This is a genomic window from Microcoleus sp. S13_C5, assembly GCF_036700845.1.
In the GTDB taxonomy this organism is placed as follows: Bacteria; Cyanobacteriota; Cyanobacteriia; order Cyanobacteriales; family Microcoleaceae; genus Microcoleus.
In genome coordinates this window covers 24,013-35,028 of the sequence record NZ_JAUBPR010000070.1, presented here as the reverse complement: position 1 = coordinate 35,028, position 11,016 = coordinate 24,013, and the positions used below count along the sequence as shown (strand labels likewise).

The following is an 11,016-nucleotide window of genomic DNA, read 5'->3' as shown; positions in this document are numbered from 1 at the left end:
GACTGAATCTGTCTTGAGTACTCGTTCTGGTCGGATTCCTCCTTCTCTTGTGCCACGCTAACCCCGTGAACTTCTACAAATTTTCCTTACTTCATCTCTTTCGCTCTCAACGCTTGCTAACTGTTGTTGTAGCTTGTGAACCGTCTGCTTCAAAGAATTGTTCTCAGTAGTAGCTGCCTTGAGTTCTGCCTCTGTTTGCTTAAATCTTGCAAGGATTTGAACTATAAAGGCGGTAAATAGGTTATTTCCTTGTTGTAACTGCTTGTTTATTTGCCTAAGCTCAACTGTCTGTGCTTTGAGCTGGTTATCATTCGGTTTGTTCTTACCCCTGCGAAGTTGCAGGTAAATTATTACGATACTTAGTAAAGCTATTAAACCCGCAGTTTCGTAAACCATACGAATAATTTTGTGAAAATTGCGTTTTTGGACATCGGTTCCCAGGCAGAGCCTAGCAAGCCGTTAATTTAAAAAACAGAGGGCGAGTTTCGCATAAAACTCAACTTTTAAAGTCCAATTTTATGCTCTAAACCCGCCCTCGCAAAACTCCCTTAATAAGCGTCTTGCAATTCGTAAAAATCAGGGGAAATGTAATCTTTCCGCAGGGGCCAGCCTACCCAATCTTCGTTCATCAAAATCCGTTTCAGATTCGGATGTCCTTCGTAGACAATGCCGTACATATCGTAGGATTCCCGCTCTTGAAAGTCGGCTGCTTTCCAAATCCAGTAGACTGATGGCACTCTGGGATCTTCGCGGGGTACGAATACTTTGACGCGGACTTCTTCAGGCTTGGAAGCATTATCTGTCAGCTTAACCAAGTGGTAAACGCTGACTAAATCTTGTCCCGGCCCTTGGTCGTAGGCGCACTGGCACTGCATATAATTAAACCCGTAGGCATACAGCGCTGTTGACATCGGAATTAAGAAGTCTCGATCGACCTTTAATATCTCCACGCCCAAATTATCGGCCGCTAAAGCTTCGTGTTCAAAGCCATTCTGAGTCAACCACTGGGAAACCTTCCCGGCTTCAACAATTGCAGATTCTGTCTCAGCCACGGTTTACCTCCTGTTTTTGTCCTGCAAGCAGGGCCGGCGGTACAGGCATTCCCATTGCTTCCGTCAATTCCTTCGGCGGCGCTATCCGGCCAGGAATAGACAAGTATTTGCCGTCCAAAATGTCGTCTACTACTTTCATTTTGTGGGGTCTGGTGTAGTAGCGGTGGGTTGGCAGCAAATTGGCCCGTTCTTGCATGGAATTGTTGGCTATTTTTTTCCGCAGTTTGATAATTGCGTCAATAATCGCTTCTGGGCGGGGGGGACAGCCGGGGATGTACACGTCTACTGGAATCAGTTTGTCAACGCCGCGCACTGCTGTGGTGGAGTCCATGCTGAACATTCCGCCGGTGATCGTGCAGGCGCCCATCGCGATGACGTATTTGGGTTCCGGCATTTGTTCGTACAGCCGCACCAAGATGGGGGCGTACTTCATGGTAATTGTGCCGGCGGTGATGATCAAGTCGGCTTGCCGGGGGCTCGATCGCGGTACTAAGCCGAATCTGTCGAAGTCAAAGCGCGATCCGATCAAAGCTGCAAATTCAATGAAGCAGCAGGCCGTGCCGAAAAGCAGCGGCCACAGGCTCGAAAGTCTCGCCCAATTGTAGAGGTCATCCACTGTTGTCAGGATGACGTTCTCTGAGAGTTGGGATGTGACTTCCGGGCGCTCTACAGGGTTGATCAGCGCTTTTTGTGATTTGTCAGAACTTAAGACCATTCCAAGGCTCCTTTGCGCCATGCATAGACAAGAGCAATAACGAGGATCGTGATAAAAAACAAGGCTTCGATAAAAGCCAACAGTCCTAGCTGGTTGAAAGCAACTGCCCAAGGATAGAGGAAGACGGTCTCTACGTCGAAAATGACGAAGACCAGGGCGAACATATAATATCGGATGTTGAACTGAATCCAGGCTCCGCCGATCGGCTCGACGCCTGATTCGTAGGTAGTGCGTCGGTCGTAGGGACGACTTTTGGGGCGCAGTACCTTAGACGCCGTGAGGGCGAGGATAGGAACTAGGCTGGAAATTAACAGGAAGCCTAAGAAATACTCGTAGCCGCTGAGTGCAAACACGGTGAATAATTACTGCCTAGGTGAAAGGGTTCTGTAACTTGTCTGTTACATTATATAGATTTTGGGTAGCTAAAATTACGAGTTGGTTGAGATTAATCATCCATCTTCTGCAATAATTTTTAATGTATATTTTAAGATTAGCTTACCTACTCTTTTGGAGCTATGAGCGATCAAGCCACTGAAACTAAAACCCTTGATCGGCACGAGTGCCGCGCCTGCGGCTACGTCTACAATCCGAAAAAGGGCGATCCTAAAATTGGCATTGCCCCGGGCACGGCTTTTGAAGATTTGCCCCAAACTTGGGTATGCCCCGTTTGTGCAGCGCGCAAGTCGATGTTTCAAAATCTCGGTCAGATGGAAGGGGTATCGGGATTTAAGGCAAATCAGCGCTACGGTGTCGGTGTCAACGGCATGACCGAAGGTCAGAAAAGTTTGCTGATTTTTGGCGGCTTGGTCGTTGGTTTCTTGTTGTTACTTAGTATGTATGGTTTGCAGTAAAACGATTGTGAGATTTTGGCAACGAATTGTAATGTTATTGGCCGCTGCGCTCATCTGTACGAGTTGCAGCACCATCGGTTCTGTGAGTTACAACCCCTGGCAAGTGGTTTCCTTGCCGACGGAAGCTAATTTGCAGGATATTGCCTTTACGGGCAATCCTCAACACGGCTGGGTTGTGGGTTCTGAGGCGACTCTGCTCGAAACCTCGGACGGTGGGACTAGCTGGAAGTCTATAGCACTGGATATCGACGATCCGAGGTCGCGTTTTGCGTCGGTGAGTTTTTCCGGTTCCGAAGGCTGGATTGTCGGCCAGCCTTCTGTTTTGCTCCACACGAACGATGAGGGCAAGTCTTGGACGCGGATTGCTTTGAGCAGTCAGTTGCCCGGTTCTCCGAGTACGATCGCGGCTTTGGGCCCGAATTCCGCCGAGATGACGACCGATGTGGGGGCGATTTACCGGACTTCCGACGGCGGCAAAAATTGGAAAGCTGTCGTGCAGGATTCTTTTGGGGTAGTTCGCAATATCAACCGTTCTGAAGACGGGCAGTATGTTGCGGTTTCCTCGAAGGGCAATTTCTACTCGGTGTGGAAACCCGGACAACAAGCTTGGGAACCTCACAACCGCAATAGTTCTCGCCGCCTGCAAAATATGGGCTTTACCAAGGACGGGCGTTTGTGGATGCTCGCCCGTGGTGGTCAGATTCAGTTTAGCGACCCGGAAAGTGCCGAAGGTTGGGGAAAACCGTTTTTTCCCGATCGCAAGGCGAGTTGGGGTTTGCTGGACATGGCTTACCGGACTGATAATGAAGTTTGGGTAGCCGGCGGCGGCGGCAATTTGCTGTGCAGTTTGGACGGCGGGAAAACTTGGCTAAAAGACCGCGAAGTAGAAGATGTTCCCGCTAATTTTTACAGGATTGTCTTTATGGGCCCCGATCGCGGATTTGTGATCGGCGCGAGCGGTACTTTACTTAAATATCAAGGTTCAGCGCAAGCTGCTTGATAGTAGAATAGTAATAGAGATTGTCTGTCAATTTGTTGTTGAAAGGAGGATTCTAAATGGCTGGTACAACTGGAGAACGTCCGTTTGGGGACATTATTACAAGTATCCGTTATTGGGTAATTCACAGCATCACCATTCCGGCTTTGTTTATTGCTGGATGGCTGTTTGTGCAAACGGGTTTGGCTTACGATGCTTTCGGAACTCCTCGCCCTAACCAGTATTTCACACAGCAGCGGGAAGAAGTGCCGATTATCTCGGATCGCTTTGAAGCTAAGAAACAAGTAGATCAGTTCATTGCCAAGTAATTTAACAAGGATTTGGAAAAATGACGAGCAGAACCCCCAACAATGAGCCAATTTCGTATCCGATTTTTACGGTGCGCTGGTTGGCAGTTCATACTTTAGGTGTCCCAACAATTTTCTTTTTGGGCGCGATCGCAGCAATGCAATTTATTCAACGATAGGAGTTTACAATGCCTGAGCGCGTTCCTAATCCCAACGAGCAGCCTGTTGAGTTAAATCGGACTTCTCTTTATTTGGGTCTGTTGTTGATTTTTACTCTGGGTATTTTGTTTTCCAGTTATTTCTTTAACTAACTGGCGTCTGAGTTTGCTTTCGATAGTTCCATCGAATGTGTTTAGCTGTAAATTAGTGAGGTGATGGCTATGTTTAGTGAAAGTGGCAGAATTCCTTTGTGGCTGGTAGCTACTGTCGCAGGCCTCGGTGTTCTGAGCATTGTGAGTCTTTTCTTCTACGGTGCTTATGCCGGTTTGGGTTCTTCGATGTAAGGAGAATCAAGCTGATTTTCGGCTTTTAACCCCCCTTGAAAAAAGGGGGGTTTTAATTATGCCAAGTGTGTTGGTAAATCAGGGATAAATTTAATCTAAAGTGTTGATTTTTAGGCAAGTTTATGATAGTTTAATTATCTCGTGATAGCGGGATTTTTTGTGGTTGGGTAGAGATTTGCTCAATAAACGGATGCCGGGCGGGTTCACCAATCACCCCAAAATAGATCGCCACTAGCCGACATCGCCTCCTTCTGTGGGGCAGATCCTGAAATTAGCCAAAAGTTGCGAGTAGAATGGTGCAAGAGCCGATCGCTCGATCGTAGTGCACAGCGAAATATGACCCCACCGCCGCCGCCCCGCAAACCTCAAACCGTCTTGGGTGCGATTACCCAAGCAGTCCAGACTATTGCTAAGGTTAATTTTAACCAGCTAGCGCTGAAACCTAATGCCAAAGTACCCGAACTGTGGGTACAGGATGCGGGTGCAGCTAAAGCTGAGGTTTATCCGCTGTTGGGCGATCGATATTTGTTAGGTCGATCGTCAAAATCTTCAGATATTGTAGTTCGCAATCCCGTTGTCAGTCACGTGCACTTATCCCTGTCGCGGGATAGTCGGCGGCGGACTCCTTTTGTCATCAAAGATGAAGACTCCACAAACGGCATTTACAATGGCAAAAGGCGAGTTAAAAGTATGTCCCTGCGTCACGGAGACGTGTTCACTTTAGGGCCACCGGAACTAGCCGCCGCTGTTAGAATTCAATTCGTATATCCGCCGCCTTGGTATTTGGAACTGGTGCGTTACAGCTTTTACGGCGTCAGCGGAATCACCGCTTTGATTGCCGTGTTGGTAGGGATGGAATCGACCAAGTTTCACGTGCGGCCTCTGCCGAGAAGTATCAATGGCCCCGTGATTGTTTACGCCCGCGACGGACAAACTCCCCTACGTCCTCCTCAGAATAACGCTCACTTAGAATTAAAAAAATTGCAGGATTTTTCGCCTTATTTATCCAAGGCGGTACTTGCATCGGAAGACAGTCGCTACAATTGGCATTTAGGGGTAGATCCGATCGGGGTTTTGCGGGCGCTTTTGACCAATGTTCGCGGGGGAGGAATTCGCGAAGGCGGCAGCACTGTGACGCAGCAGTTAGCGAGGAGTTTGTTCCGAGATTATGTGGGAACTCAAGATTCGGCGGGACGCAAGTTCCGGGAAGCAGTAGTTGCCTTAAAACTGGAGAATTATTACAGCAAAGACGAGCTGTTGCTGACTTATTTAAATCGGGTGTTTTTGGGAATTGACCTTTACGGTTTTGAGGATGCGTCTCGGTTTTATTTTGGCAAGTCTGCCAAGGATTTAACTTTGTCAGAGGCGGCAACTTTGGCGGGCATTTTGCCGGCGCCAAACAGTTTTAATCCGATTCAAAATTATCAGTTGGCGGTGCAGTACCGCGATCGAGTGATCGAACGGATGCGGGCACTGGGGACGATTTCTCAGGAAGAAGCCGATCGCGCGAGGCGATCGCGAATTGATATCAATCCCAAAGCTCGCCAATATCTGCAAAGTACGATCGCTCCTTATTTCTACAGTTATGTATTTGACGAATTGGAGTTTTTGCTAGGAGAGCAGTTAGCCAGAGAAGGCAATTTTATTGTAGAAACAGGTTTGAATCCCGGCCTGCAAAAGTTGGCGGAAAGTTCCCTCAGAAATGCTGTTGAAAATGCGGGAGCCAGTGCAGGTTTTTCTCAAGGAGCCGTGGTAACTCTCAATACTGCAACCGGGGAAGTCTTAGCTTTAGTTGGGGGCGTAGATTACTTGAAAAGTCAGTTTAATCGGGCTACCGAAGCTTTGAGACAGCCCGGTTCTACATTTAAGATTTTCACCTATGCAGCCGCCCTGGAACGCGGAATACCAGCCAGCAAAACTTATTCTTGCGCCCCCCTTTCCTGGGGCGGACAAAGTTACAGTGGCTGCGAAAGAACCAGCGGCAGTGCGGATATGTATCGCGGCTTGGCGTTGTCGGAAAATGCAATTGCATTGAGGGTAGCACAGGAGGTCGGTTTAGAAAATGTAGTGCAAATGGCTAGACGTTTGGGGATTACTTCTGAACTGCGTTCTAACCCGGGTTTAGTATTAGGTGAAAGTGAAGTTAATGTGTTGCAATTAACGGGTGCTTTCGGGGTTTTGGCCAATCGAGGTTTGGGAAATCGTCCCCACGTAATTAAGCGAATTATTGACAGCAGTGATTGCAAAGATAGAAATGATTTTAACAGTTGCCGGGTGATTTATGACTATCAAAAAGATGGCATTGCCAATCGGCAGTTAGTGTCTGAAGCCGTAGCGGATACGATGACGGATATGCTGCAAGGTGTTGTGCGGGGAGGTACGGGTAGCAGTGCTGCTTTGGGGTTGGGAGAAGCTGGAAAAACAGGCACGACTAATGATAATAGAGATTTGTGGTTTGTCGGTTATATTCCGAGTCAGCAACTGGTGACAGGAGTTTGGTTGGGAAATGATGATAATTCTCCGACTGCCGGAGGTAGTGCAAATGCCGCTCTGTTGTGGGGGGAGTATATGCGCCAGGTGGCGCGTTGAAATCATTAGTCAGCAGTCAGCAGTTAGTAGTCATTAGTCCGCATTCATTAATTAGCCTCGATCTGCAGTTGGAGGAACGGTTAGGGCAATGATGTCTTCATAACACAGACGATCGGCTAAATCGTTGAGGGCGTTGGTGAGGTCAGCACGATCGGGCGGGATTTGTGCAATTAACTTGCGAATTTTCTTTATATTGAGTTCGATCGCGGCTTGATGCAACTGTTCGATCCAAGCTGCTGGCATTCCTGTCAGATCCGAAGCAGTCAGAGGGCGAAGGGATGGGGAAGAAAGCGGCTTGTCCTCGACATAAACGTAGCGAACCCCCAGATGTTCTGCCATTTTAGCCAAGATTGTTTCAGCACGAAACGGTTTTCGCACGAAATCGTCAAATCCAGCGGCGAGGGCAGTTTGACGATCTTCTTCAAAAGCGCTGCTGGTGAGGGCAATGATGATGGGAGGGGGGAGATCGCTAGCTTTTATCTGTAGGGTGACGGCATATCCATCCATTACAGGCATCCGAATATCCATCCAAATTAGGTGGGGTGAAAAGCTTTGCACTAGCGCCATCGCCTCTTGTCCGTTGGTAGCTGTTTGCACCTCAAATCCGATCGGGATTAGTAATTCCACTAACAGTTGGCGATTTTCAAGTTTATCGTCAACAACAAGAATTCGATAGGGAGTTTGTCCGGTAGCCAGTCCGACAATCGATCGTTCCGGTTCCGGTGACTTGATCGCCTTATCTGCCGCCAACTCCACTTGAATCTGAAACCGGAAGATGCTGCCTTTGCCTGGGGTACTCTCAACGATAATCTCGCCTCCCATGAGTTGTACGAGTTTGCGGCTAATAGACAATCCCAGTCCTGTTCCCTCTTGAGAATGCAGTCCGGTTGCAGTTTGGACGAAGGGCTCGAATAGGCGATCGAATTCCGAAGGGGCAATGCCGAGCCCCGTGTCTGCTACGGTGAAGTGGATCGTACAATTCTTCTGGCTCCACTCTACTCCTAAATCTACTCGTAGCGCGACACTTCCGGCTTGGGTAAACTTAATGGCATTACCGAGCAAATTAATTAACACCTGACGCAGTTTAGCTTCATCGGTGCGAACGAACTGAGGCACATCGCTTGAGCGTTCAAACTTCAGTTGCAAACCCTTTGCCTCGGCTTTCAAACGGAACATTTGTTGTAGCGTATCTAGAAGCGCAAAGAGGTCGAAATCCGTTGCTTGAAATGTTACCCGTCCCGCTTCGATCTTAGACATTTCCAAGACATTATTAATCAACGCCAGTAGATGTTCCCCACTGCGATTAATCGTATCCAAATATCGCTGTTGCGTCTGCGGCGCGAGGTTAGTTACTCCAGCAGAATCGCTTCGAGATCGCAACATCAATTGGGTAAAACCGAGGATAGCGTTGAGTGGGGTTCGTAACTCGTGACTCATGTTAGCCAAAAACTGACTCTTCGCCCGATCGGCAGCTTCGGCTTTGGCTTTAGCTTTCTCGGCTTCTTTCATGCTATCTGCCAATTGCGCCGTGCGCTGTTCGACAGCTTGGCTGAGATTGCGTTCGCGGGCGCTGACTTCGTGGGCCATATCCTGAAACGTGCGGGCTAGTTGTCCCGGTTCGTCCCCTCGTTGTGCCACTTTGGCAATTTCCGGCACGTTAAATGCGCCCACTTGTTCTGCGGTAATGGGCCGCGCACTGACTTGATGAGCGATCGCAGTCAGTTGCTTCAGTGGTTGAATCACTCGCCCCTTCAACCACCTGTTAATCGATAACACAGCCACCGCAAACATCGCCATAAAAATGCTCATCACCGGCACCATATTCCGGCGGCTGTGGGCAAAAACTTCATCAGCAGGAACGTAAATCATTTGGGTGGCAACCACTTCATCTAACTTCCAGCCAAAACCAGTTCGATCGCCGTAAATGGCAATTTGACCTTTAGGCGCATCGGCTGGCTTGCCGTGACATTGCAGGCAACTGGCTTCTTTCATTGCCAGGGGTCGGGCGATGTAAAATAGGGTCGATCCTGCGGTTTTTCGGTAGCCCGAAAGTTCTGAAAGATCCGGCTGACGGCGAAACTGTTCGACGATTTCGGTTTCAAATCGATCGGCTCGATCGCGGATATTCGAGGGGTTGGGGGCTGCTTCTTTGTAGAAAAAGCCGTGGTAGTCGGGGAGATCGCGAAATCGTTCAAAAATTTCCCGCGCTGCAAAGGCGGGAATGGCTTCCGGCAGAAATGTGGACTTAGTGTCGAGACTATTTTGTAGAAGCGGACTGACATGATGGATCGTGTAGTTTCGGGCAGAGTCGATCGTCTCCATCAAAATGCTTGCCCGCGTGGTAATCTCTTCTTCTGCCGCGTGTCGTAGGGTATTCCAAAGGGTGAACCCACTCAGCAAGATACCTGTCAGAAAAACCAGGGCAAGCAAAAAGGTAAATTGCGATCCGAGTTTTAGTCTGCCCAGCATTATCTCTATCTCCGCTTTCGATCGGGTTATATTTTTTTGTTCGAGATGTTTTTTGTTAAACAGGTCAATTGAAGGTTAACTTTGATTTAGAGGGAACAGGAATTCGGAAAAATTGTTCTCCCGTCCCTTGTGCGATAGTGTCAGGAACCTCAGCCTGAAGGCATGAGGCTTGAAAGAGAAATCTGACAAGCCGTTCTGACGGGCCATCGTCTTAACTGACTACGTTTTTTGAGTCACGACACCGGGCGAATGCGTAGCTAGTTCCTTGCTCTGTCGCTGAAGGTTAAACAGTTCTAAGGTAACAGGGACAGTGCTTTCAGCCTAACAAGCTCACTAAACAAAGGCGCGTGCTAACTTTAACTCCGAAAGGAGATTGAGGCAACCATACCTCGCCGGAGGAGCAACCATACCCCTCCACCCCACAAAAGTTTTAACTCAATGTAAAGCCGTCCTAAAAGGACGGGGTTTCTAACCCATATTTCTGATGAAGGCCCCTCAACCCCCAAGTGCAGATATTCTCATCGTAGACGATACCATAGAAAATCTTCATCTGCTGTCCGAGATGCTGGCGCAGCAAGGTTATGAAGTTCGCATCGTCAAGAGTGGGGCAATGGCATTAAGAGGCGTGCAAGCGCAACCCCCCGATTTGATTTTACTGGATATCATGATGCCCCAAATGGATGGGTATGAAGTGTGTCAGCACTTGAAAGCTAATCCCCAAATCCAGAATATTCCGGTAATTTTTATCAGTGCGCTCAATGAAGTATTCGATAAGGTGAAAGCGTTTGCGGTGGGTGGAGCGGACTATATTACCAAACCCTTTCAAATCGAAGAAGTTTGTGCTAGAGTAGCGCATCAATTGACGATTCGCCGCTTGCAAATGCAGATTGAAGATCTGGCGATCGAGCAGGAACGCAATCGGATTGCTCGCGATATTCACGATTCTTTAGGTCATTCGCTGGTGGCGCTCAACCTGCAGATGGAAACGGCACTGACGATGTGGAACGAACATCCACACCAAGCATATCCGTTTCTCGTGAAAGCCAAACAACTCGGTTCCGAGGCACTGCAAGCCGTGAGGCAATCGGTGTCAGCCATGCGGGACGATCCGTTGCAAGGAAAGGGATTGACAGAGGCGATCGCGCATTTAATTCAAGCCTTTCACCAAACCACTAGCATACAGCCCAACTGTCAGATTCACCTCGATCGATCTGTTTCCCATGCTATCAATATTGCCATCTATCGAATCGTGCAAGAGGGGTTGACTAATATCTGCAAGTATGCAGCAGCAACAACGGTACAGCTTCAGATTGAATCGAATCCGGCCGGAATTTTTCTCAAGCTTCAGGATAATGGTAAAGGCTTTCAAATGGGTGAGAGTCGATCGGGTTTTGGACTTCAGGGAATGCAGGAGCGAGTGGCGGCTTTAGGCGGATCTTTGGAAATTTCCAGCGAACGCGCTCGAGGATGTTGTATTAATGCTTATTTTCCAGTGATGGGTAATTGGTAATTGATAATTGGTAATGATTAACATAACAAGCGTCAATGTTGTA

General features: G+C 48.4%; 13 protein-coding genes. 8 read left to right on the top strand and 5 right to left on the bottom strand.

The genetic code is table 11. The features are described 5' to 3' along the window. Positions 1 to 57: 57 nt before the first annotated feature. The 4 genes from QUA04_RS18415 to ndhC form a co-directional block, all read right to left on the bottom strand. Entirely contained in the window at positions 58 to 396 is a 339-nt protein-coding gene (locus QUA04_RS18415; protein ID WP_333258948.1) for a hypothetical protein, read from the bottom strand. A gap of 152 nt (positions 397 to 548) precedes the next feature. Continuing rightward, the gene (locus QUA04_RS18410; protein WP_333165880.1) at positions 549 to 1,052 is read right to left on the bottom strand and encodes an NAD(P)H-quinone oxidoreductase subunit J; all 504 of its coding nucleotides are present in this window, start codon (positions 1,050 to 1,052) and stop codon (positions 549 to 551) included. Next, entirely contained in the window at positions 1,045 to 1,767 is a 723-nt protein-coding gene (gene ndhK / locus QUA04_RS18405) for a photosynthetic/respiratory NAD(P)H-quinone oxidoreductase subunit K (protein WP_190736118.1), read from the bottom strand. The genes QUA04_RS18410 and ndhK overlap by 8 nt, the downstream gene beginning before the upstream one ends. Beyond that, positions 1,758 to 2,120, bottom strand: coding sequence for a photosynthetic/respiratory NAD(P)H-quinone oxidoreductase subunit C (ndhC, locus tag QUA04_RS18400; RefSeq protein ID WP_006635500.1), 363 nt, complete (start codon positions 2,118 to 2,120; stop codon positions 1,758 to 1,760). Before ndhC ends, ndhK begins: the two co-directional genes overlap by 10 nt. 162 nt (positions 2,121 to 2,282) lie before the next feature. Here ndhC and QUA04_RS18395 point away from each other — a divergent pair, with 162 nt between their 5' ends. The 7 genes from QUA04_RS18395 to QUA04_RS18365 all read left to right on the top strand — a co-directional run bounded on the left by QUA04_RS18395 (position 2,283) and on the right by QUA04_RS18365 (position 6,994). Beyond that, positions 2,283 to 2,618 carry a rubredoxin gene (locus QUA04_RS18395; protein WP_333178255.1) on the top strand — a complete coding sequence of 112 codons (336 nt, stop codon included), beginning with the start codon at positions 2,283 to 2,285 and terminating at the stop codon, positions 2,616 to 2,618. Continuing rightward, positions 2,605 to 3,618 (top strand): photosynthesis system II assembly factor Ycf48, encoded by a 1,014-nt coding sequence (locus QUA04_RS18390; RefSeq protein ID WP_333258946.1) that lies wholly within the window; start codon positions 2,605 to 2,607, stop codon positions 3,616 to 3,618. The genes QUA04_RS18395 and QUA04_RS18390 overlap by 14 nt, the downstream gene beginning before the upstream one ends. Positions 3,619 to 3,674: 56 nt before the next feature. Then, positions 3,675 to 3,923 (top strand): cytochrome b559 subunit alpha, encoded by a 249-nt coding sequence (psbE, locus tag QUA04_RS18385; RefSeq protein WP_333146115.1) that lies wholly within the window; start codon positions 3,675 to 3,677, stop codon positions 3,921 to 3,923. Positions 3,924 to 3,943: 20 nt separating this feature from the next. Further along, complete coding sequence (psbF, locus tag QUA04_RS18380; protein ID WP_006635504.1) at positions 3,944 to 4,081, top strand: cytochrome b559 subunit beta; 138 nt, start codon at positions 3,944 to 3,946, stop codon at positions 4,079 to 4,081. A 9-nt stretch (positions 4,082 to 4,090) separates the two neighbouring features. Continuing rightward, entirely contained in the window at positions 4,091 to 4,213 is a 123-nt protein-coding gene (locus QUA04_RS18375) for a photosystem II reaction center protein L (protein WP_172190234.1), read from the top strand. Between the two features lie 69 nt (positions 4,214 to 4,282). Then, positions 4,283 to 4,405, top strand: coding sequence for a photosystem II reaction center protein J (locus QUA04_RS18370; protein ID WP_006635506.1), 123 nt, complete (start codon positions 4,283 to 4,285; stop codon positions 4,403 to 4,405). 336 nt (positions 4,406 to 4,741) lie between these two features. Continuing rightward, entirely contained in the window at positions 4,742 to 6,994 is a 2,253-nt protein-coding gene (locus QUA04_RS18365) for a transglycosylase domain-containing protein (protein WP_333258943.1), read from the top strand. A 51-nt stretch (positions 6,995 to 7,045) separates the two neighbouring features. Here the strand turns inward: QUA04_RS18365 and QUA04_RS18360 are convergent, their stop codons facing one another. Then, a complete protein-coding gene (locus QUA04_RS18360; RefSeq protein ID WP_333258942.1) occupies positions 7,046 to 9,463 on the bottom strand; it encodes a c-type heme family protein in 2,418 nt (805 codons plus the stop codon). A gap of 484 nt (positions 9,464 to 9,947) precedes the next feature. Here QUA04_RS18360 and QUA04_RS18355 point away from each other — a divergent pair, with 484 nt between their 5' ends. After that, positions 9,948 to 10,973, top strand: a complete 1,026-nt coding sequence (locus QUA04_RS18355; RefSeq protein ID WP_333258939.1) for a response regulator — start codon at positions 9,948 to 9,950, stop codon at positions 10,971 to 10,973. The last annotated feature ends 43 nt before the right edge of the window (positions 10,974 to 11,016 follow it).